General features: G+C 64.8%; 22 protein-coding genes and 1 pseudogene. 11 read left to right on the top strand and 12 right to left on the bottom strand.

Annotation, left to right across the window (positions count from 1 at the left end):
- Positions 1 to 92: 92 nt before the first annotated feature.
- The 4 genes from DIZ26_RS03270 to DIZ26_RS03255 all read left to right on the top strand — a co-directional run bounded on the left by DIZ26_RS03270 (position 93) and on the right by DIZ26_RS03255 (position 2,855).
- Positions 93 to 293, top strand: a complete 201-nt coding sequence (locus tag DIZ26_RS03270; RefSeq protein ID WP_112237520.1) for a hypothetical protein — start codon at positions 93 to 95, stop codon at positions 291 to 293.
- Positions 290 to 640: an ArsR/SmtB family transcription factor gene (locus DIZ26_RS03265; protein WP_112237518.1), complete on the top strand. Its 351-nt coding sequence runs from the start codon at positions 290 to 292 to the stop codon at positions 638 to 640. The genes DIZ26_RS03270 and DIZ26_RS03265 overlap by 4 nt, the downstream gene beginning before the upstream one ends.
- Positions 637 to 2,319, top strand: a complete 1,683-nt coding sequence (locus DIZ26_RS03260) for a SulP family inorganic anion transporter (protein ID WP_112237516.1) — start codon at positions 637 to 639, stop codon at positions 2,317 to 2,319. Before DIZ26_RS03265 ends, DIZ26_RS03260 begins: the two co-directional genes overlap by 4 nt.
- Positions 2,320 to 2,528: 209 nt before the next feature.
- Complete coding sequence (locus DIZ26_RS03255; RefSeq protein WP_112237514.1) at positions 2,529 to 2,855, top strand: hypothetical protein; 327 nt, start codon at positions 2,529 to 2,531, stop codon at positions 2,853 to 2,855.
- A 74-nt stretch (positions 2,856 to 2,929) separates the two neighbouring features.
- Here DIZ26_RS03255 and DIZ26_RS03250 read toward each other — a convergent pair whose 3' ends face one another.
- The 5 genes from DIZ26_RS03250 to DIZ26_RS37760 all read right to left on the bottom strand — a co-directional run bounded on the left by DIZ26_RS03250 (position 2,930) and on the right by DIZ26_RS37760 (position 7,050).
- Positions 2,930 to 3,787 carry a L,D-transpeptidase gene (locus DIZ26_RS03250; protein ID WP_232828120.1) on the bottom strand — a complete coding sequence of 286 codons (858 nt, stop codon included), beginning with the start codon at positions 3,785 to 3,787 and terminating at the stop codon, positions 2,930 to 2,932.
- 170 nt (positions 3,788 to 3,957) lie between these two features.
- Positions 3,958 to 4,482: a GNAT family N-acetyltransferase gene (locus DIZ26_RS03245; protein WP_232828119.1), complete on the bottom strand. Its 525-nt coding sequence runs from the start codon at positions 4,480 to 4,482 to the stop codon at positions 3,958 to 3,960.
- A gap of 37 nt (positions 4,483 to 4,519) precedes the next feature.
- On the bottom strand, positions 4,520 to 5,206 hold the full coding sequence (locus DIZ26_RS03240; RefSeq protein ID WP_232828118.1) for a class I SAM-dependent methyltransferase: 687 nt from the start codon (positions 5,204 to 5,206) through the stop codon (positions 4,520 to 4,522).
- A gap of 465 nt (positions 5,207 to 5,671) precedes the next feature.
- On the bottom strand, positions 5,672 to 6,079 hold the full coding sequence (locus DIZ26_RS03235) for a hypothetical protein (protein ID WP_112237510.1): 408 nt from the start codon (positions 6,077 to 6,079) through the stop codon (positions 5,672 to 5,674).
- Positions 6,080 to 6,138: 59 nt separating this feature from the next.
- A complete protein-coding gene (locus DIZ26_RS37760) occupies positions 6,139 to 7,050 on the bottom strand; it encodes an SEC-C metal-binding domain-containing protein (RefSeq protein ID WP_198675865.1) in 912 nt (303 codons plus the stop codon).
- 144 nt (positions 7,051 to 7,194) lie between these two features.
- Here DIZ26_RS37760 and DIZ26_RS03225 point away from each other — a divergent pair, with 144 nt between their 5' ends.
- On the top strand, positions 7,195 to 8,076 hold the full coding sequence (locus DIZ26_RS03225) for a LysR family transcriptional regulator (protein WP_112237508.1): 882 nt from the start codon (positions 7,195 to 7,197) through the stop codon (positions 8,074 to 8,076).
- A gap of 73 nt (positions 8,077 to 8,149) precedes the next feature.
- On the opposite strand, the gene DIZ26_RS03220 is transcribed toward DIZ26_RS03225, so the two are convergent.
- Positions 8,150 to 9,121 (bottom strand): aldo/keto reductase, encoded by a 972-nt coding sequence (locus DIZ26_RS03220; protein ID WP_112237506.1) that lies wholly within the window; start codon positions 9,119 to 9,121, stop codon positions 8,150 to 8,152.
- A 140-nt stretch (positions 9,122 to 9,261) separates the two neighbouring features.
- Between DIZ26_RS03220 and DIZ26_RS03215 the strand changes: the two genes are divergently transcribed.
- The 3 genes and pseudogenes from DIZ26_RS03215 to DIZ26_RS38125 all read left to right on the top strand — a co-directional run bounded on the left by DIZ26_RS03215 (position 9,262) and on the right by DIZ26_RS38125 (position 10,808).
- Positions 9,262 to 10,011 (top strand): alpha/beta fold hydrolase, encoded by a 750-nt coding sequence (locus DIZ26_RS03215; RefSeq protein ID WP_157979562.1) that lies wholly within the window; start codon positions 9,262 to 9,264, stop codon positions 10,009 to 10,011.
- 55 nt (positions 10,012 to 10,066) lie between these two features.
- Positions 10,067 to 10,444, top strand: a pseudogene (locus DIZ26_RS38730) (alpha/beta fold hydrolase); the annotation flags it as partial.
- A gap of 58 nt (positions 10,445 to 10,502) precedes the next feature.
- Positions 10,503 to 10,808, top strand: a complete 306-nt coding sequence (locus tag DIZ26_RS38125; protein ID WP_232828116.1) for a hypothetical protein — start codon at positions 10,503 to 10,505, stop codon at positions 10,806 to 10,808.
- Positions 10,809 to 10,886: 78 nt separating this feature from the next.
- On the opposite strand, the gene DIZ26_RS03205 is transcribed toward DIZ26_RS38125, so the two are convergent.
- On the bottom strand, positions 10,887 to 13,988 hold the full coding sequence (locus tag DIZ26_RS03205) for a DUF3427 domain-containing protein (RefSeq protein ID WP_112237499.1): 3,102 nt from the start codon (positions 13,986 to 13,988) through the stop codon (positions 10,887 to 10,889).
- Positions 13,989 to 14,114: 126 nt separating this feature from the next.
- Positions 14,115 to 15,287, bottom strand: a complete 1,173-nt coding sequence (locus DIZ26_RS03200) for an epoxide hydrolase family protein (protein WP_112237498.1) — start codon at positions 15,285 to 15,287, stop codon at positions 14,115 to 14,117.
- Positions 15,288 to 15,349: 62 nt separating this feature from the next.
- On the opposite strand from DIZ26_RS03200, the gene DIZ26_RS03195 reads away from it, so the two are divergent.
- The 3 genes from DIZ26_RS03195 (at position 15,350) to DIZ26_RS03185 (ending at position 17,417) form a co-directional block, all read left to right on the top strand.
- Positions 15,350 to 16,309 (top strand): helix-turn-helix transcriptional regulator, encoded by a 960-nt coding sequence (locus DIZ26_RS03195; protein WP_112237496.1) that lies wholly within the window; start codon positions 15,350 to 15,352, stop codon positions 16,307 to 16,309.
- Positions 16,310 to 16,386: 77 nt separating this feature from the next.
- Positions 16,387 to 16,815 carry an MmcQ/YjbR family DNA-binding protein gene (locus tag DIZ26_RS03190; protein WP_112237494.1) on the top strand — a complete coding sequence of 143 codons (429 nt, stop codon included), beginning with the start codon at positions 16,387 to 16,389 and terminating at the stop codon, positions 16,813 to 16,815.
- A gap of 26 nt (positions 16,816 to 16,841) precedes the next feature.
- Positions 16,842 to 17,417, top strand: coding sequence for a flavoprotein (locus tag DIZ26_RS03185; RefSeq protein WP_112237492.1), 576 nt, complete (start codon positions 16,842 to 16,844; stop codon positions 17,415 to 17,417).
- 13 nt (positions 17,418 to 17,430) lie between these two features.
- Here DIZ26_RS03185 and DIZ26_RS37325 read toward each other — a convergent pair whose 3' ends face one another.
- From DIZ26_RS37325 to DIZ26_RS03170, 4 genes are all read right to left on the bottom strand, one after another.
- A complete protein-coding gene (locus tag DIZ26_RS37325) occupies positions 17,431 to 18,060 on the bottom strand; it encodes a hypothetical protein (protein WP_198675864.1) in 630 nt (209 codons plus the stop codon).
- Positions 18,061 to 18,077: 17 nt separating this feature from the next.
- Positions 18,078 to 18,437, bottom strand: a complete 360-nt coding sequence (locus DIZ26_RS03180; protein ID WP_112237490.1) for a hypothetical protein — start codon at positions 18,435 to 18,437, stop codon at positions 18,078 to 18,080.
- A gap of 150 nt (positions 18,438 to 18,587) precedes the next feature.
- Positions 18,588 to 18,992, bottom strand: a complete 405-nt coding sequence (locus tag DIZ26_RS03175; RefSeq protein ID WP_112237488.1) for a hypothetical protein — start codon at positions 18,990 to 18,992, stop codon at positions 18,588 to 18,590.
- A gap of 90 nt (positions 18,993 to 19,082) precedes the next feature.
- Positions 19,083 to 19,913 carry a hypothetical protein gene (locus tag DIZ26_RS03170; protein ID WP_198675863.1) on the bottom strand — a complete coding sequence of 277 codons (831 nt, stop codon included), beginning with the start codon at positions 19,911 to 19,913 and terminating at the stop codon, positions 19,083 to 19,085.
- Between the last annotated feature and the right edge of the window lie 29 nt (positions 19,914 to 19,942).

The raw sequence follows: 19,942 nt of genomic DNA, 5'->3' as shown, positions 1-19,942 counted from the left end.
TGATCCAGCTCGAACGGCGCCTTGGCGAGTTGATGAGTTGCAAAAGTTTGCAATTCGGCACATAGTGATCTTGTTGGGGAGAGGAGATCGGGATGGATGTTGGTGAGTTCGCCACGGATCTGCGGCGGCGCGTGCAGGAGGCGCGGCAGGCGTTGTCGGTGGCTGAGAGCGAGAGCGATTTCTACGCGATCGACGTACGCAGCGGCGAGCTGAACAGTCTGCTCCGGATGGCGGCGGAGAACGACGTCACGATCGAGCCCGCACCCGCCGATCGACAGTCGACCAAAGGATGACCGGTAAGGCGGTTCCGCTCTACCAGGCCAAGGCGGAGTTCTTCCGGATGCTCGGCCACCCCGTACGCATCCGGGTGCTCGAACTCCTCCAGGACTCGCCACGCCCAGTCCGCGAACTCCTCGCCGACCTCGCCATCGAACCCTCCAGCCTCTCGCAACAACTCGCCGTACTCCGGCGCTACGGGATCGTGGTCTCTCGGCGCGAGAGCTCCACCGTCATCTACGAGATCGCCAGCAGCGACGTCGCGGAGTTGCTCAGAGTCGCTCGCCGGATCCTCACCGACCTGATCGCCGGCCAGAACGACCTCCTCACCGAGCTTCGCGAGCACGAGTCCAGCCTCGGATGAGAGCGCTCCGCAGCAGGGTGCTCGTGCTCCTTCCCGGTCGTGCCGATCTCCTGGCGATGGGCCGCCAACCTCGTCGCGACCTGATCGCCGGTCTGACCGTGGCCGTCGTCGCCCTGCCGCTCGCGCTCGGATTCGGGATCTCGTCCGGCCTCGGAGCCGCCGCCGGTCTGACCACTGCCGTCATCGCGGGCGCGCTCGCGGCAGCGTTCGGCGGTTCCAATCTGCAGGTATCCGGGCCAACCGGCGCGATGACCGTCGTACTCGTCCCGATCATGCACGCGCACGGAGCGAACGGCGTACTGACGGTGGGCCTGATGGCCGGCCTCATCCTGATCGGCCTGGCCGTTGCCCGAGCCGGTCAGTACATGGCTTTTGTCCCGGCATCCGTCGTCGAAGGCTTCACGCTCGGAATCGCTTGTGTCATTGGCCTGCAGCAACTTCCCGCGGCCTTGGGAGTCGAGAAGCCCGACAGCGATCAGGTCGTAGTACTGGCTGCGCGGTCAGTGGGGGAGTTCGTTCAGCAACCGAACTGGACTGCCGTCGCGATCACCGTCGGAGTCGCCGCGCTGATCCTTATCGGCGGTCGCTGGCGACCCAGTCTGCCGTTCTCGTTGTTGGCCGTCGTCGCCGGGACTGTTCTGGTCGAGGCAACCGGACTGAACGCCGCACGCATCGGCACCTTGCCGTCCGGTCTGTCCGCGCCTTCGCTGGGGTTCCTAGACCTGTCGACCCTGTCGACCCTGGCGGGACCGGCCGTAGCGATCGCTGCGCTCGCGGCTCTTGAGTCCCTCCTGTCCGCGGCTGTCGCGGACGGCATGGGAGTCAGCCACAAGCACGACCCGGACCGCGAATTGTTCGGGCAGGGTCTCGCCAACTTGGTGACGCCGCTGTTCGGCGGCGTACCGGCGACCGGCGCGATTGCCCGTACTGCGGTCAACGTCAGAACCGGTGCTGGATCAAGACTGGCCGCCCTCGTCCACGCCGCGGTGCTGGCCGCCATCGTCTACACAGCAGCACCTCTGGTGGGCCGCATCCCGCTGGCGGCGCTGGCCGGGGTGCTGCTGGCGACCGCAGTACGGATGGTCGAAGTCGGTTCGGTCCGGGCGATGGCTCGGGCGACCCGTTCGGATGCGGTGGTCCTGGCGTTGACCGCGATCGCGACCTTGGCGTTGGACCTGGTGAAAGCGGTTCTTCTCGGGCTGATCGTCGCCGGGGCGCTGGCCTTGCGAGCGGTTGCGCGAAGCGCCAGTGTGCGACAGATGCCGCTGCATCCGGACCTGCCGGGCGACCATACGCAAGAGGAACGCGCGTTGCTGGACGAACACATCGTTGCCTATCGCATCGACGGGCCGCTGCTGTTCGCTGCTCATCGATTCCTGCTCGAACTGTCCGAGGTCGCCCACATGTCGGTGGTGATCCTGCGGATGTCGGCCGTGACCGCGATCGACGCCAGCGGCGCGCTGGTCCTCAAAGACGCGATCGAGAAACTCCAGCATCGCGGCATGATCGTCCTGATTTCAGGGATCAGACCCGGACACCACCGACCGTTGGACGCGCTCGACGTCATCGACCGCCTACGGCAGTCCGACCGAGTCTTCGCCACCACGCCGGAAGCGATCGCAGCCGCCCGAACACACCTCCACGACACCGGCATCCTCCTCGACCAGCCCTCGCCCTAGCCGCAGCCCTCACCACCCTGCTACCTCCCGGACACCCCCGGCCGACGCCCTGACATGCCGCGAGTGGGGGGTGTCAACCGATGCCGGCGTTCGTGGCTCGGCTTCGACGATGTTCGAAGAGATTGCTGCCATCCCTTCCACGATGGAAGGCTCTGTCAAAGATCCGGTCTAGTCCGTGAGAGCGCGGAATCGCATTCCGAGGGAGCACCATGTCTTTGCTTTCAGCCATCCAGCAGCACAGTTCGTCGGCCAAGGTGACCCTCGGCACAGGTGCTGTGGTACTAGCCGCTGTGTTGTCGACCTTGAGCGCATCCGCGGCGCCGGCCGCGAGTGGGACCTACAGCCCCACAGAGACCTGCACGGTCGCCTACAACCACAGTCGTTTCTGGAGCGAGGACCACCTCGTCATCCACTTCGTGGATGCGGGCCAGAAGTTCAACGTGATCAGGAGGCAGGGCGATGAGTACCTCGGAATCCTGTGGGGGCGAACCGACCGGTCCTGGATGAAGGCCAGCGACGTGTGGTGCTCGGTCTGACGCAGGCAGGTTGAGCGTCGTACAGGCTCGACCGGCGACCCGCCTCGGGTGAGAGCGACTGATCGCAGTACGAGTTAGTACTCGCCGTAGACCTGGACCTTGGTGCCGATCGGGGTTTCGGCGAAGATCTCGTGGATTTGCGGGCGCATCACGCGGACGCAGCGGTGGCTCGCTGGGTAGGTCTTGATGAGCGAGTTGACGCGCGATCCGTGCAGCGCGATGCCGGGGCGGTCCTTGAGGAAGTAGATCGAGTCATACATGTACGCGTCGTCGTACAGGCTGCTCTCGTGCGGGCCGGCCCACTTGCGCCAGACCTTGCCGGTGCGGTTCGGAGTCTCGTACCCCGGTCCGCCGGTGGAGACCCAGACGATCCGGCGGTAGGTGTTCTTGACGACCTGGTAAAGCACCTGGCAGGTCTTGTTGACGTAGATGCCGGTCGATTTCGTCGGCACCGGCTTGGCGGTTGCCGAGAGCACCGACTTGATGTCTCCCGCGGTGAGCGGGCCGCGGCTGATCGGGAGGCCGGCAGTCTCGCGGTACGCGCAGAGCGCTTGCCGGGCGCGCTTGGTGATGTCGCCGTCGACGTCGCCGACCGGGTAGCCCCAGGAGTCTAGCTTGCGTTCGACCAGCAGGGCCTGCGATGCCGGCTTGACCGGAGGCTTCGGCGGTTTGGTCGGCTTCCCCGCCGTCGGCTTGGTTGTCGGAGTCGGGGTCGGCTTCGCGCTCGGCGGCGTCGCGGTCGTGCTCGGCGTCGTCGTAGGGGTCGTGGTCGGGGTCATCGTTGGGGTCGCGGTCGGCGCCGTCGGTGTCGCGCTGGGCGGCGGCGTGCTGCTCGTTGTCGCCGTCGTACTGGGCGACGACGGCGTACCGGAGTCGGCTGCCACATCGCTGCACCCGGTCAGGGCAGCAGCCAGCAAGACGGTTCCAGCCACGAGACCACGTCGACGAGACACGGATTCCCCTCTCCTTCAATCCCCAGAGTCGCAGAAGCGCAGCGTGTCGAGCCGAAGACCCGCCGTACGCCGCGACCGCCGAGGCTATTACCCCGTGGGGTGCTCAGCAGCGGGAAATTCGCTACCTGTCACCGAACCGTTGTGATCGGTCATCCATCGACGGCGACAGCAGGATCGCTACGAAGCCGGCTGTAGAGATACGCATCGCGATACTGACCCGCGCGGAACTCGCACGCCCGGATCACGCCTTCGAACTGGAAACCTGCCTTCAGCAAGGACTTCTGCTCAGCCACGTTCTCGGGCTGGGTCGCCGCCTGAATCCGCTCCACCGGCGTGTGCTCGAACAGATAGTCGGTCAACATCGCCTGCGCCCGCCACCCGATCCCATGCCCCCGGTACTGCGGCCGCAATGCGGCCCCGATCTCCCAGTACTTCGTCTTGTCGTCGAACGACCCGCTGAACCAACTCACGAACCCAGCCGTCTCACCCCCGCTCTCCACAATCAGGCGGCTGGTCTCCGGCCCCAGATACCCGTCCTGATGGAATCTCCTGGTCGGCGCGAGCGCATCCCGGAATCCCTGCCAGCTGATTCCCACCTCGTCGCGCTCCACCGCAAACTGCGCGAAGTACTCCAGATCCTTTTCCTGCACCGGCCGCAGTCTCAACTCGTCCACGTGATCAGCCTGCCTCCCACCGGGTTCACAGGTCGGCTTAGTTGCCCCGATGGCAGCGGACGTAGAGGAGTTGAGGGACCTCTTGCCAAACCGGCTGCCGGTCGAATTGCTGCGGCTCACGCAATTCGTCGATCACCAGCCCTGCGCGGGTGAGAGCGGCGACGTACGTGCTCAATGTCCGGTGATAAGCGCCGACGGGCAACGCATCGTTGTGGAGACCCGGGCCATCCCAGTAGCCCTCTTCGAAGTACCGCCCGACGGTTCGCCGCACACTCTGGTTCGTATGGTCCACCAGATCGCCGGTAGCCGGCGCCTTGAAGCACGGATGCGTGATCACGAAGACGAACCAGCCGCCCGGCCGTAGTACTCGGGCAGCGGATTGCACGGCCCGATCGAGATCCGGAATATCCATCAATGCCATATAGCAAACGACACCGTCGAACGACTCGCTGTCGAGCCCTTCCAGAGTGTGCGCATCGCCTTGCAAATAAGAGATCCCGAGCTGATCCGCGTCCTCGTACTGCTTCGCGAGCGCGACAAGCTCCTCGGACAGCTCGACCCCAGTCACCGCCGCCCCGCGGGACGCCAGATACCGAGCCTCTCGCCCCTGCCCGCACGCAACAGCACAGACCTTCTGACCCTCGACCTCGCCGACCAGCTCCTCGAAGGTGCCGTCGGCAAGCATCGACCCCGCGCCGACCCACGCGTCATACTCCGAAGCCACGCCGTCGTACCTCGCCTCGCCCACAGCCCGACCTCCACCCGATCGTCGACTCATCGCCTACACCGCAGGCGTCCTCGTGAAGATGCCAACGACTGCAACGCCCGAATAAATCCCACACCGGGACCAATGCGCCAACCCGGCACGAATGCGTCAACCCGGGACGAATGCGTCAACCCGGGACGAATGCGTCAACCCGGGACGAACGCGTCAACCCGGGACGAATGCGCCAACCCGAAACAAGCGACGTCAACGAACGTCGCGCAAGTCGGTCTCGCGACGTAGCGGTTCCGCAGTACTACGGCGCTCCGACTATCCGAGCGTGCGCGACGATTCCCGAGGCCGCCGCCTGCACCGGCCAACCCGGGCGTCAGCGTGATCGTCCTCACCGCGTTCAGGACGACGAGGGCGCCGAGGGGTAGGCGTCGCGATAGCTGACCAACCGGCCGGCCTCGTCGTATCGACCGATCAGAGACCGAGGTCGCGCAGGAACTCCGGCTTGTAGGCCTGCAGTACGACGTACCGCGGGTCCGGTGTCTCGACGCCTTCGTAGCTCGGCTCGGCCGCATCCGCCTCGTCCGGCGCCGTGCTCGGGTCAACCCACTCCTGCTTCGCGTGGCTCCAGCGCGTCAACGTGTAGTCCGCGCTCAAGTGATCCGCTGAAACAACCTCGCGCACAGCACTCTCGGCTTCGAGCGCGTCGTCCTCGGAGTTCGCGTAGATCATCAACCGCGACCCGTCCCGAGTCACCGTCACGTTGCCACCCAGCCGCTTGCGAGCATCGTCGTCAAGATCAAGCGCCCGCAACCGCTCCCAGAACGACAACCCGTGCTCGCCATCGTTCAGCTCAACCTCAACCCGAAACTCATCAGCCATAGCCCCACCCTACCGATCCCAGGTCACCCGCTCGTGCATCCCTTGCTCTCGGGTTCATGTCAGGCCACGCCAAGATATGCGCCGCAGCACCTCTTGTACTTGGTCCCTGACCCACACCAACATGCCTGATTCCGCCCAGGCGGCCACTCGACCGCACCTTCATCGCCATGCCGACCTGTCATGGACGGGATCTCGCGCCTTGACCTCGCTGCGAGGGCAACCGCCAGTACTGGCATCAGCGTGTTCGGGCGGCGGGGCACCACGGTGGGGCGACCACCGCTGCAGGCTCGCAGGACAAGCTCGACGTACCAGTAGTAGGCGTTCGCGGTCTCTCTCGGGATGGGCGGATCGGCGCCGCGCAACCCCTCTTCGACCTCTGCGCGGTCCCAGAACTGCAGCCGTCCGTCCCTCACCTGCGGATAAGCCAGCAGATCGAGGAGGTCGAACACCTTGTCGTCCAGCTCGCCGCGGCTCATTTCGGCCAGCAGATCGTCGTCATCGAGTGGGATCTCGAGGGCCCACCTGAGCCTGCGTCGCCCCTCTCTCAGCTGCCTCAACTGAACAGCTGCAGCGAGTCCGGCAGGCTGGCATCCAGCCCCCGCCGAATACCAGAAGAGTGCCTCTTCCAGCATGCCGCGATCCTCGAGCAACTCGGCCGCCAGAAGCCACGGAAGTCCGGCCACCCGCCTCCCCGCCATCAGGGCCGCGAGTTCGGTGACCGCTTCCTCTTCCTGGCCCAGCCTCAGCAGATAGTCGGCGTACTCGAGATGTCCCCAATCACCTTCCTCCCCGCCTGCGCGGACAAGTTGCTTCCAGATGCAGATCGCCTGATCCGGCCTGTTCTCGGTCAAATGTGTCTGGGCGGCGTCAAGTAGCTCTGCCAGCTCCTCGTCCGGCCAATCTGTGCGCACGTCGCCCTGGATGTACTGGTCTGCAAGAGCGCGGATCTTCTCCGCCACGGAATCCTTCATGCCGGAGAAGATATGAGCCTTCGGCCGCTGCGAACGGGCCTTCCTGAAGCTGTGGACAACGCGTAGCCAGGTGCCGGTTGATCGCTGTCAGTGACATCCAAGACCGAAGAGTCCCAGCTGACTGACCACCTATACTTCTGAGTTATGGAGCTGAGGCATCTCGAACACTTCGTCGCCGTCGCCGAGCAGAAGCACTTCACCCGGGCGGCCGAGGCGATGTCGATCTCGCAGTCCGGCCTGTCCGCGTCGATCCGCGCCCTCGAACGCGAACTCCACACCTCGCTCTTCGTCCGCAACACCCGCAGCGTCGAACTCACCGAGGCCGGCCGGGCTCTCCTCTGTGAAGGCCGCCGCACCCTAGCGGCCGCCGAAGCAGCAAAGGACGCTGTCGCCGCAGTACAGGGCCTCCTTCGCGGGCACCTCTCAGTAGGCCTGGAACAGTGCCTCGGCGTAGTCGACGTACCAGCCCTCCTCGCCAAGTTCCGCTCGGCCTACCCAGGCGTCGAGATCGAAGTACGCCAGGGCGGCTCCACCCCCATGCTCGACGAACTAGCCTCCGGCCGCCTCGACGTCGCCTTCGTTGCGACAGCCGGCCACCCCATCCCAGGCCTCGACCTCCGTCCGGTCTCCACCGAATCCATGGTCATGGTCTGCTCCGCCGAACACCGCCTGGCCAACGCGTCCTCGGTCTCACTCCCAGACCTGGCAGGGGAGTCGTTCGTGGACTTCGACCCCACTTGGGGCGCCCGAGCCATCTCCGACCACGCCTTCGCTCGCGCCGGCGTCGCCCACCCGATCACCATCGAGGTCAACGACGTCCACACCCTCCTGGCACTGGTCAGCCACAACCTCGGCGTAGCCCTGGTCCCAGAACGCATCGCAGCCAAACGAGGCGACCACATCACCGTCCCCCTGGCCCCCAACTCCGCCGACCCCTGGCAGGTCTCAGTCGCCATCCCCACCGGCTCCGCAGCCTCCCTAGCCGCCGACGCCCTCATCGGCATGCTCCCCACAACGCTCACCTGACACCCCTCGCACGAATCGCCCGTACGCCGAGCGTTCGGCGTACGGGCGATGTGCGGAACTCAGCGCAGCGGTCTCACCAGGCGTAGTCCTCGGGGGCGGCCTTGTAGCCCGGGAAGATCTCGTCGAGTTGGGTGAGGGTCTTGTCGTCTAGCTTGACGTCGACAGCGCGTACTGCGGACTCGAGCTGCTCCATAGTCCGCGGGCCGACGATCGGGCCGGTGACGGCGGGCTGGTGCAGGAGCCAAGCGAGCGCCACGTCGCCAGGCTCGTGTCCGAGCTCGTCGGCCAGCGCCTCGTACTGCTCGATCTGGGGGCGCAGCTTCTCCAGAGCTTCCTTGGCGCGACCCTCGGTACGGCGTACGCCCTCGTTCTCCTTGCGGATCACGCCACCCAGGAGACCGCCTTGCAGCGGCGACCAGGGGATGACGCCGAGCCCGTACTCCTGCGCAGCAGGCAGCACCTCGCGCTCCACGTCGCGCACGATCAGGTTGTAGATCGACTGCTCGCTGACGAGGCCGGTGAAGTTCCGCTTCTCGGCAGCCGCCTGCGCCTGAGCGATGTGCCAGCCGGCGAAGTTGCTGCTGCCGGCGTACAGGATCTTGCCCTGCTGTACGGCGACCTCCATCGCCTGCCAGATCTCCTCCCACGGCGTCGCGCGGTCGATGTGGTGGAACTGGTACAGGTCGATGTAGTCCGTCTGCAGCCGCTTCAGACTCGCGTCGAGCGCGCGACGAATGTTGAGCGCGGAGAGCTTGCCCTCGTTCGGCCACTCGTCCATGTCGCCGTACAGCTTGGTGGCAAGCACCGTCTTCTCACGGTTCTTAGGGTCCTTCGCGAACCACCGCCCGACGATCTCCTCCGTCGCACCCTTCCCCACACTCCGCCCATACACATTGGCCGTGTCGAAGAAGTTGATCCCCTTCTCAAGCGCCGCATCCATGATCGCGTGCGAGTCGTCCTCGCTCGTATGCGGCCCAAAGTTCATCGTCCCCAAACAAATCCGACTAACAGTAAGCCCAGTCCGCCCAAGATGAGTGAATTCCATACATCCCAACCTCCCCCTCCCCAGCTGAGATGTCCAACAGAAGAATCCACTCAGTTCAATCACTCACCGTTCTGAGTCCGCGCACAGCCCGTACGCCGTGCCGCGGTTCGCCGACCCGTCCAGGTCCTAGGCTCCTAGCCATGGCGACCACCAAATTCGACGTCGGCGGCTACAAGCTTGCAGCCGAGATCTCGGGGGAGGGCTCGCCTACGGTCGTCTTCATCTCCGGCAGCGGCGACGCGGGAGAACCCTGGGAAGCAACGATCTCCGCCTTGCATTCGTCGACAACTCTGATGACCTACGCCCGCGCCGGGATCGGCGATAGCGAGATACCGCAAACTGGAGGATCGCGCCCACTTGGCGCCGCCGCGGACGAGCTGCGCCGCCTGCTCGTCGCAGTTGACATTCCCGGCCCATTCATCCTTGTCGGCCACTCAATTGGAGGCCTGATCGGCCTGATCTACGCCGCGCAATGGCCGGAGAATCTCGCCGGCCTCGTCCTGGTCGACGCCACCGACATCCACCTGGATCTCGAGCTCGACAACCCGTACGTCGTCATTGACGACGGAGACAGGGAGGACCACCTCTCGTACGACGTGGTCGCCACCGTCGACGAAGTCGCCCGCAGCAGACGCGCCCTCGGCGTACCAACCGTCGTCATCGCCAGCCGCCCCGGCGGCTGGCTCGAAATCGAGGACCCCGACCCCTGGCAACCCTTCACCCTCGCCGAACTGGACGACCGCTGGCAACGCCACCAACGCACCCTCGCAACCGACCTAGCCGCCACCCACAAGATCGCCCGCGCCGGCGGTCACTACGTCCACAAGGACGACCCAACCGTCGTAGCCGAAGCAATCGACACCCTCATCACCGCCACCCGCAACCACTGAGGCCTAGCCGAGGTCCTGACGCCGTACTACGTGTCGTCGCCCTAGGCTCGTCGCCATGGCGACCACAATGTTCGATGTCGGCGGGTACACGCTCGCAGCTGAGATCGCGGGGGAGGGAACCCCGACGGTCGTCTTCATCTCCGGTGCGGGCGCCGGCAGAGGCTCCTGGGACGCAGTCATCGCCGCGCTGAAGTCCCCGACAACGCTCCTGATCTACGACCGCGCAGGAATTGGCGACAGCGAGACCCCGGCCGACTCAGGGACGCCCCCACTGAGCGCTGCCTCAGAGGAATTGGGCCGGCTACTCGCGACCGCGGACCTCGCGGGACCGTTTGTCCTGGTCGGCCACTCGCTCGGTGGCCTGGTCGCCCTACTCTTCGCCGACCGATGGCCAGAGAATGTCGCCGGCTTGGTTCTTGTCGATACAAGTGACATCCACCTGAACCGACGAACCGGTCCTCTTTGTAGCCGACGGCGGCCGGGAGGATCACTTGTCATACGACGTGGTTGCCAGCGCGGACAAGATCAGGCGCAGCAGACGCACCCTCGACCGACCGAGTGTCGTCATCACCAGCCGAGTCCGCCACTGGCTCGACCTCACAGACCTCACGCCCTGGCAACCCTTTACGCTCGCCGAACTCGACGACCGATGGCAGCACCACCAGCAATCACTGGCAGCCGACCTAGGCGCCAGCCTTAAGGTCGCCCGCCAGAGCGGCCACAACATCCCAACCGAAGCCCCCACCATCGTCGCCGAATCAATCGACGAGGTCATCGCATCAGCTCGTCGGCGATGAAGACGACTGAGGATCTGCCTGCTCGGCCGGCGACCACTCGAATTGCGTGATCGAACCAGCAGTCGATCTAGCTGGCTGTCATGCGACGACTGACGCGACCTGGAAAAGATCGGTGGGCATCGGGACTTGCAAGCGCCAGGTGATAGCAATCGGCCGATCGCCGGTGTGGTTGACGTAGGCGGCTGGACCGAGGAAGACATATGGCGAGGTGCCCATCTCAGTTTCGAGGTGAGCCCGAGCGAAGATCAAGATGTTGGATCCGCGTTGGCGGTGGTCAATGTAGCGCTGGCCTGTCTTGGAGGTCACTGAGGTGGCGCTCTGTGTCTCCCAATGGAACAGGGTCGGGCTGATTGCGTAGTCGCGATACATGGTGGTTGGCGAGTAGTCCGCCTCAGACTTCTGAAGTGTCACTAGGAACGCATCGGTATCGATCTCCGGTGAGTACACGACGCCCTGTTGGAAGGTGCTCGGTCGATGGCGTTCCAAGTCTGCGTAGCGAAGTGCGGTCAGGATCTCCTCGCGCTGGTAGCTTGCATGAATGCGAAGAGGCACGCTGGCGAGCTTTCCGGTCAGTTGAAGCGTCCGATGGCGGGCGCGATCCATCGTGATGTCGATGACCTGGAGCAGTTCATCACGGAGGGCGTGTTCAGCTCTGAGCGCGGCAAGCCCCGCTCCGAACGAGTCGAAGCCGCCACCATTTGGCCAGAGTGAGAAGAACAGCATTTGCGCGTGCAGTTGTTGGTCAGCGTCCAAATCTTCATAGGACGGCGCCTTGTCCGCTAGAAGGGCTCGATAAGCCTGCATGCGGATGGGATCGTCGACATGGGCGAGGGCACGTACTCGTCGAAGCAAGGCGGCTTCGTGATCTCCGCCGCTTGGAGTCGGTATGCCGGCCTCTCGGCGAAGGCTGGTCCAGCTGCGCTTGTCCCGCAGAACATCACTGAGCTCGATACCGGACTCATGCAGGAACGTCGGCAGGTTCTGGTGTGGATGGGCACGCAACTCCGCAACGATCTCGCGCTTGCTCCCGGTCAGTTGGTCGCGCAGATTCTGTAGCACGGCTGCTTGCGTGACTTTGTCCAAAACGATCTGACAGCCCGACGGAAGAAGCGGGAACCCCTTCTCCACCTGCCGTTGGAGTCCCTTGCGCGTTTGGCCGGTGAGGGCTCTGAAACGCTTGTCGAAGCGAAACTCCTTGCGTTGATGGCCTACGAAATCGAGTGCCGTGAGGACGGGCTTTCCTGTCGCTTGGCGTAGTCCGCGACCAAGTTGCTGGAGGAAAACAGTTGGGCTCTCGGTGGGGCGTAGGAAGAGGACGGTGTCGACTTCGGGTAGGTCGAGGCCTTCGTTGAACAAGTCAGCCGCGAAGAGGGCGTTTACTCGACGATCCTTCAGATCGCGAAGAGCCTGATCGCGCTCGACAGTTAGCGACCGACCGGAGACCGCGAGAGCGGGGATGCCCGCGTCGTTGAAGACCTTGGCCATGTACTCGGCGTGGGCGACTGATACGCAGAAACCGAGTGCGCGCATCTTGCGTACATCAGTGAGCTTGTCCCTGAGTTCGCGTAAGACGATGGCGGCACGCCTGGCGTTACCGGTGTACAAGCCTTCTAGCTGTACCTCGTCATATCTTCCCCGCTTCCACTGCACATCGGCGAGGCTTGTGCCGTCCGCGATGCCGAAGTAATGGAATGGGCACAGGAGATCATCCGAGAGGGCATCCCAGAGACGAAGCTCGACTGCGGTCCTTCCACCAAAATAGGACTGTAGATCGAAACCGTCGGTACGTTCCGGTGTAGCCGTCAGTCCCAGGAGTTCTCGGGGTTGAAGGTGACCAAGCAGCTTTCGATAGGTCCGAGCTGCGGCGTGATGGAACTCATCGACGACCAGGATGTCGAAGGACTCTGCAGGCATGGTGGTGATGTCGTAATTCGTCAAGGCCTGTACAGAGGCGAAGACATGGTTCCACCGCTCTGGCCGCGCGCCTGAGAAGTACTCCTCGCCAAAGTTTGCATCGTTGAGTACCTCGCGATAGGTGCGCAGCGACTGCTGCAGGATCTCGCGGCGATGAGCGATGAAGAGGAGAGATGGTGCTTGCTCTCCGCGGGCCATCGCGGCGTCTCGGAGGCGCCGATAGTCGAGCGCAGCAATGACGGTCTTGCCGGTTCCTGTTGCCGCCACCACGAGATTCCGATGGCGGTCGTGGACTTCGCGCTCGACAGCGATTGTCTCGAGCATCTCGGCTTGGTAAGGCCGCGGTCGTACCTCTAGGCCGGCGAGTGAGATCGTCACGCGGTCGGTCGTTTTGCGGTTGCCGGCCTCGGCTAGAGCGTCGTCAAGGCGGTCGCGGTCGTGCTCCGGGTTGTAGGTCTCGAAGGTCGAATCATTCCAGTACGTATCGAACGTCGCGGCGAACTTCTTGAGAAGGCTCGGCGTTGCGATCCGAGAGAGCCGAACATTCCACTCGACCCCATCAAGAAGCGCTGCCCGCGAGAGGTTGGACGATCCGACGTACGCAGTATCGAAGCCCGTGTTGCGGCGAAAGAGCCAGGCCTTTGCGTGCAGGCGCGTGCGGAGTACGTCGTACTGGATCTTCACCTCGGCGCCGAAGTCAGTCACAAGGCGGTCGAGCGCGTGGCGATCAGTGGCTCCGAGGTAGGTCGTGGTGATCACCCGGAGCGGAGCGTCACGTTGTCGCAGGCGCGACAATTCGGGCTCGAGGAGCCGCAGTCCGTACCACTTGACGAAAGCGCAGAGCAGGTCGACTTCATCGGAGGTGTCGATCTCGGCGCGTAGTTCGGAGCCGAGTGCCGGTTCGCCGTGAGCATTTGTCAGGAGGGCCGCGTCCGATAGCGGAGTGCTTGGACGGAGACCGCCTGGCCGATGAACACCAGGCCCAGCCGGAGGATAGAGCGCGAGTAGCTGCTGTGGTTTCGCGTCAGGCAGGAGGTCGTTCTCTGCTGGCAGACGGCTGAGCAAATCATTGACAAGCGCTACCCGTTCTCCTTGGTCGCGGGTTGCACCGAGCGTTCGCAGTACGGCGTCCCGAACGTGGCGCGCAAGCACCTCAGGCTGGTCCGCATCGTCAATATCTTCTACCAGAGACGTGAGTCCGTCTGTCTGATCAAGAACGTCAACCAGACCGTTGGTTACGAGCGCGTCATAGATTCCAGGCTTCATCCAGTCACCACCTCGCGGAGAGCCTGCCAGATTGCCCCGACAATCTCTGGACCTCACACCCTGAGCGTGTCTGAAGCACCTCAGTCCGACCGGCGCTGCGGTCGGGCTGAGGTGGCGATGACGGGTTCAGGCGCCAGGCTGCAGGGTTTTGAAGAACGTGCGGAGGTCGTCGACCAACAAGGCTGGGGCTTCCATGGCGGCGAAGTGGCCGCCTTCCTTGTGGTCGGACCAGAAGGGGGATTGGTGGGTGGGGTCCATGAAGCGGCGGAGGACTGGGGTGGTGTTGAAGATGGACCAGCCTGCGGGGACGGTGGAGGGGGCTAGCCAGGAGAGGCCGGAGTGGGCTGCTTCCCAGAGGAAGCGGGCGGAGGTGGCGCCTGTGCGGGTGAACCAGTAGAGGGTGATGTTGGTCAGGAGTTGGTCGCGGGGGACTGCCTGGTCGGGGGTGAGGGCGGCGGGGTTGGTCCAGGTTTGGAACTTGTCGGTGATCCAGGCCAGTTGGGCGACGGGGGAGGCGGTGAGGGCTGCGGCGATGGTTTCGGGGCGGTGGGACTGGAGGTCCAGGTAGCCGCGTTCGGCCTTCCAGGACTCGCGTTCGGCGTTGACGACGGCGAGTTCGTCCTCGGTGAGGTGGTCGGGGATGGGGAACTGTTCGCCGGCCAGGCCGAGTGAGCCTCGGTCGCTGTTGACGAGGGTGCCGATGACGCGGTCGGGATACAACGCGGCGAGTCGGCCGGTGATGCCGGCGCCGACGTCGCCGCCGTGGGCGCCATAGCGGGTGTAGCCGAGGCGGTCCATGAGGACGGCGAAGGCTTCCGTAGTACGGGCGACCTCCCAGCCGGGAGACGAGACCGGTGTCGAGAAGCCGAAGCCTGTGATGGAAGGGATGACGAGGTGGAAGGCGTCGGCTGTTGAGCCGCCGTGGGCGACCGGGTTGGTGAGCGGGTTGATCAGTTCGAGGAACTCCACGAACGATCCGGGGTAGCCATGGGTCATGAGCAGCGGCGTCGCGGAAGGTACGGGGGAGGGTACGTGGAGGAAGTGGATCGTCTGGCCGTCGATCTCGGTGAGGAACTGAGGGTACGAGTTGAGCCGGGCCTCTTGGGCGCGCCAGTCGAAATCGTTGCCCCAATATTGGGCCAGCTCGCGGAGATAGGACAGCGGTACGCCGCGGCTGAAGTCGGCCGCCTCCGTCGGCGCCGGCTCCGGCCAGCGGGTGTGGGCCAGCCGGGACCGGAGGTCGTCCAGGTCGGTCTGCGGGATCTCGATGCGGAAGGGGCGAATCGCTGAAGTGTTCATGGCTCCAACGCTAGAAACTATTGCGGAAGACTTCCTTCCGCGATTGCTGAGAAGATCGAGAAATGCTGGAAACCTCCGCGCGACTCCTGAGACTCCTCTCGCTCCTCCAGAAGCAGCGCGACTGGGCCGGGCCTGAGCTCGCCGAGCGACTCGGGATCTCGACCAGGACGCTCCGGACCGACATCGAGCGGCTGCGGACACTCGGGTATCCGGTCCACGCTCAGCCGGGCGTCGCCGGCGGTTATCGGCTAGGTGCGGGCGCTGCGCTGCCGCCGTTGTTGCTCGATGACGACGAGGCGGTGGCTGTTGCGGTTGGACTCCGTACTGCGGCCGGCGGGAGCGTTGCGGGCATCGAGGAAGCCTCGGTCGGGGCGCTCGTGAAGCTCGAGCAGGTGCTGCCCTCACGACTGCGACACCGGGTGAACGCGATGCAGTCCGCCGTTGTCGCAGTACCGGGCTCCGGGCCAACCGTCGACGGCGAGGTGTTGACTGCGGTTGCGGCTGCGATTCGCGCGCACGAGCGACTGCGGTTCGGCTACTCGAGTCGCGCGAGTGAGGAGAGCGTCCGTACTACGGAACCGCATCGGCTGGTCACCTGGGGACGGCGATGGTACCTGGTTGCCTGGGACAACGATCGCGACGACTGGCGGACGTTTCGGGTGGATCGGATGAAACCTCGTACGCCGACGGGGCCGCGGTTCGCGCCGAGGGAGTTGCCGTTCGAGGATGTGGCTGACTATGTGCGGTCGAGAGTCGGTACGGCGGTTTGGCGCTACTCCGCGTGGATTCGGGTGCACGCGTCGGCGGAGTACGTGATCGCCAGGATGCCGGTGCCGATCACGCCTGAGCCGATCGACGACGACACCTGTCTCATCACGGTCGGCTCGGACGATCCGCAGCAGCTCGCGCTCTGGATCGGGATGCTGGGCGTCGACTTCGTAGTACTGGATGCTCCCGAGTTGGCGAATGCCCTTCGGATGCTGGGGGATCGCTTCCACCGGGCGGCGGCGTCGGTTGACTGACTGCCTGGGCGAGACTTGGCGCGGCTGCGGAAACTGTCGGAGGGTGGCGTTAGCGTCGGGTGGGTGAGGAGGTCAGGGTGGCTGAGACCAGGGACGCGCCGGTGGGGATCGTGGAGCGGTTGGGGGAGATCTGCGAAGGGTTCCCGGATGCGTATGAAGAGGATGCGTGGGTGGGGACGCGGTGGCGGATCCGGAAGAGGACGTTTGCGCACGTGCTGACGATCGTGTCGGGGGTTCCGGCGTCGTACGCCGAGGCGGTCGGCGATGACGGACCGGTGACCGTGATGACGTTTCGTGCGGCGGGGCCTGAGCTTGCCGCGCTGACCACTGTGGGGCACCCGTTCTTCAAAGCACAGTGGGGCCACGATGTCGTGGGGATCGTGCTCGACGAGGACGAGACCGACTGGGATGAGGTAGCCGAACTGCTTGCCGAGAGCTACTGCATCATGGCGCCGAAGGGACTGGCCCGGCGACTCCGGGAGAGCTTGGTCGAGCAAACCGGCTGATCCGTACGAAGACTGGGAGCACGCGGGTGAGTGAGTGCAAGGTGGTCGGCGTCGTTGCGAGTGGGGCGGGCGGCGTCGAGCACTTGCGCTCCGGCTTGGTTGAACCGCTCGTCGCTTTGGGGCATACGGTCGCTGTGACGCCGGCTGCTCGATGGTTGGAAGACATTGGTGAGATCGGCAAGCTCGAGGCGGTGACCGGGCTCCCGGTGCGGTCGGAGCCGCGGCTTCCTGGTGAGGAGCGGTCGCATCCGAGGGCTGATGCGTACGTCGTTGGGCCGGCGTCGGCGAACACGGTTGCCAAGCTGGCACTCGGCATCGGCGACAACCAGGCGCTGTCTGCCCTCTGCGAAAGCGTCAACACGATTCCCATGCTCGTGTTCCCGCGAGTGAACGCTGCGCACGCGCGTCATCCTGCGTGCCGAGCGCACCTTGAGGTACTGCGGAGTACCGGTGTCCAACTCCTGTACGGCAATGACATCTGGGCCCTTCACGAGCCCCGCTCCGAGGGAGATCGACGTCCGTTGCCCTGGGCACAGATCGTTGAAGCTGCGCAGCAGTTGATGGTCTGTGGACCAGCACGCGGTGGCGGCGAGCGTTCGTAGTACGGAATCCTGCCTACCCGTCGTTGTGCTGGCGGTCGGGCTCGGGTCTTGTGGGGGAGTGCCGACCGGTGGGGGCTCGTGGGGAGGTGGCCGTGCCGGGTGGGTTGACGGCTCCGCGAGCAGGGGCAACGTCGGAAGCGGCGGCGAGGGCCGCTCGGATGTCCGGTGGGAGTGGCCGGCGGATCGGTGCGGCTTCGCTTGATTCTCGGGGGCCGAACTGAGGACGCAGGTTTGAGACAGCATCGAGCGCCTGGTGTCTGGATCCTATTTCGCGGCCGAGACGTTGGCCGGCGACTTCAAAAGGGCGGTCGTCGCCTCGATGCTCGAATGAGATCACCTGACGGTACGGCGGACCGCCGTCCTCGGGCTCGAACTCCCGGTAGATCAGGCGGTGTGAGCGGCCGAGATCCTGATTCTTCCGGGTCTCCTGGACGACCGGCAGCTTGATCTCCGCGCAGTCGCGGAGGTCGTGGTGTTTGGCCGAGAAGCCCAGGCGCTTGCCTCCGAAAGCTGCTTCCTGCCCGTTGGCCAACGCTTGCAAGCCGAGTCGCAACGCGCGGTATTCACGATCGCGCAATCCTCGGGGTTGGCTTTGCGCGGCGCGGCCCAGTTCGGCCAGTTGTCGTCTGACCTCGGGCGCCACCAGTAGTCGGTAACTGGTCACAGTGGCTTCCCGAGATCGGAGTCGTCGATCTTCTCGTCGAGATCCCAGCCGAGCTCCGCAGCCACCTCCTCGATCGGGATGGAGGGCTGCGGGTTGGCCAGGCGTTCGCGCGCTGTCTCATAGAGGTGTTCGAAGCCTCTGTCTTCGTCTGCAGCGAGGGCTTCGAGGCGCTGCCACATCTGCCACGGGATGACGACGGCTTCTGGCTGGCCGGCGTCGCCGAAGACCATTGGTTCGGGCTTGCCGGAGCGGAAGAGTTCCAGCACATTGGGCAGGAGGCGTGCTGCCTCGGAGGTTTTGATGACCCAGACGCGGTCTCCGTTGGGGAGTAGGTGCTCTGTTTCCGGGTGGTCCATGGCAACCCTTTCTGGTCGGACGTTGATCAGGATAGAGCGCCGGGAGTGGCTGGTTCGTGAGTTATCCACAGGTGCGGAATCGCGGGCGGCTGTGGGGTGGGTGACAGGTGTTGATGCTGGTTGGAGGTGACTGAGCGTGCGACGGCCTGATCAGGCAGTAGGCTGGTCGGTTTCGCCGCGGGAGATGGTGATGGCTTTGAAGAGGAAGCGGACTGCTCGGTCGCAGACCTTGTAGACGGCCGCTACTGAATCGGGGTCGTTGTCGACGCCGAAGCCGCGGGCTGCTGCTAGGCGGAGGTTCTCGTCGAGAGGTGCGGCCTTGCCGGCGATTCGGCCGGTTTCGTCGACGAGGTCTGGGATGTTGCGGACGGACGGTACGACGGCTTCTTCGCTGACGAGGTACAGGATCTTGGCGAAGACCATGAGGGACTCCGGTGTGCGGGCCGGTAGGTCGAGGAGGTAGGCGAGGCGGAAAGCTGCGTTCTCTTGGTCTGCTTTGATCTGCTCGACGTCGTCGTAGCCGAGTACTGCGGCGATCACCGAACCGTTGCTCATGCGAGCCTCCTGTGGCTGACGGATGCTTTAGGCAACAGACGTTAGTGGAGGCCGGGACGTTCCGGCGGCAGGCCTGTCGAAGGGTGACGGCTATCGGCTAGAGCGGATGGCGGTGATGGCGAAGCGTTCGGGGGAGTGGAGGTGGCCGCCGGTGGAGGCGATGAGGGTTAGGGCCGGGTCGGTGGCGTCTTTGAAGGTGACTTGAGTTGACCAGGGGTGGGCGGAGCCGCCGGTGGGGAGGCAGCAGAATCCGCCGAGGGGGTGGGGGGTGGATGGTTGTCTGACTTCTAGGCGGATGGATTCGTCGACGCCGGTGATGAGGCCGCTTGCGGTTATGGGGGAGGTCACGGTGGCGCCGTAGCGGGGGTGGTCGAGGGAGAGGGTGGTGTCGATGGTTCCGACGACTTCCCAGGGGGCGTCGGAGCCCTGGCCGATGCGGGTCAGGTGGAGTACTGCGGCGACGCCTTCGGCATGTCCTACGGCGATGCGGGCGTCGTTTTTCTGGACCGTGCTCGATACGACCTTGTTGATCTCGGTGAAGCCTAGGAAGTCGGTGGTGAAGGAGAGGGCGGTCTGTTCCGCGTCGAGGTGCCACGGCTGCTGTCCGCCTTCGCGGTAGGTGCGTTGCCAGGCGGCGGCTGCGGCTGTCGAGGTGAAGGGCCACAGTGGCTGGTATCGAAAAGGCGTGGCCGAGACAGACGCGGGCGGAGTCGATACTGGGACGCCGGGTGTCGAGGTGGGCGTGGTGGCCGGAGTACTGGATGCCGGCAGCGGGAGCGCGGGCTGGCTGGAGGTCGACGGGCCTCTGAGAAACACGACGGCGAGTCCGGCCAGTACCGCGGAGAACGCCGTGATCAGTACGGCGGCAGCGACGATCGTCGCCGGGCGCCGCGAGCCTGCCGAGCGGCCGTTCTGTGTCATGGCTGTCTCCCTCGTCATGAGGAAACACC

This window comes from Kribbella monticola (assembly GCF_003261635.1).
In the GTDB taxonomy this organism is placed as follows: domain Bacteria; phylum Actinomycetota; class Actinomycetes; order Propionibacteriales; family Kribbellaceae; genus Kribbella; species Kribbella monticola.
Note: the sequence above shows the minus strand (reverse complement) of the source record. Positions and strands in the feature narration are given on the sequence as shown.

What these genes read in the sequence shown, in the direction of transcription:
- DIZ26_RS03170 (WP_198675863.1), bottom strand. Translation starts at nt 19,913, where the DNA reads ATGACACAGAACGGCCGCTCGGCAGGCTCGCGGCGCCCGGCGACGATC.
- DIZ26_RS03265 (WP_112237518.1), top strand. Translation starts at nt 290, where the DNA reads ATGACCGGTAAGGCGGTTCCGCTCTACCAGGCCAAGGCGGAGTTCTTC.
- DIZ26_RS03255 (WP_112237514.1), top strand. Translation starts at nt 2,529, where the DNA reads ATGTCTTTGCTTTCAGCCATCCAGCAGCACAGTTCGTCGGCCAAGGTG.
- DIZ26_RS03180 (WP_112237490.1), bottom strand. Translation starts at nt 18,437, where the DNA reads ATGGACCACCCGGAAACAGAGCACCTACTCCCCAACGGAGACCGCGTC.
- DIZ26_RS03175 (WP_112237488.1), bottom strand. Translation starts at nt 18,992, where the DNA reads ATGAGCAACGGTTCGGTGATCGCCGCAGTACTCGGCTACGACGACGTC.
- DIZ26_RS03200 (WP_112237498.1), bottom strand. Translation starts at nt 15,287, where the DNA reads ATGAACACTTCAGCGATTCGCCCCTTCCGCATCGAGATCCCGCAGACC.
- DIZ26_RS37760 (WP_198675865.1), bottom strand. Translation starts at nt 7,050, where the DNA reads ATGAAGGATTCCGTGGCGGAGAAGATCCGCGCTCTTGCAGACCAGTAC.
- DIZ26_RS03235 (WP_112237510.1), bottom strand. Translation starts at nt 6,079, where the DNA reads ATGGCTGATGAGTTTCGGGTTGAGGTTGAGCTGAACGATGGCGAGCAC.
- DIZ26_RS03205 (WP_112237499.1), bottom strand. Translation starts at nt 13,988, where the DNA reads ATGAAGCCTGGAATCTATGACGCGCTCGTAACCAACGGTCTGGTTGAC.
- DIZ26_RS03220 (WP_112237506.1), bottom strand. Translation starts at nt 9,121, where the DNA reads ATGGAATTCACTCATCTTGGGCGGACTGGGCTTACTGTTAGTCGGATT.
- DIZ26_RS03260 (WP_112237516.1), top strand. Translation starts at nt 637, where the DNA reads ATGAGAGCGCTCCGCAGCAGGGTGCTCGTGCTCCTTCCCGGTCGTGCC.
- DIZ26_RS03195 (WP_112237496.1), top strand. Translation starts at nt 15,350, where the DNA reads ATGCTGGAAACCTCCGCGCGACTCCTGAGACTCCTCTCGCTCCTCCAG.
- DIZ26_RS03225 (WP_112237508.1), top strand. Translation starts at nt 7,195, where the DNA reads ATGGAGCTGAGGCATCTCGAACACTTCGTCGCCGTCGCCGAGCAGAAG.
- DIZ26_RS03215 (WP_157979562.1), top strand. Translation starts at nt 9,262, where the DNA reads ATGGCGACCACCAAATTCGACGTCGGCGGCTACAAGCTTGCAGCCGAG.
- DIZ26_RS03270 (WP_112237520.1), top strand. Translation starts at nt 93, where the DNA reads ATGGATGTTGGTGAGTTCGCCACGGATCTGCGGCGGCGCGTGCAGGAG.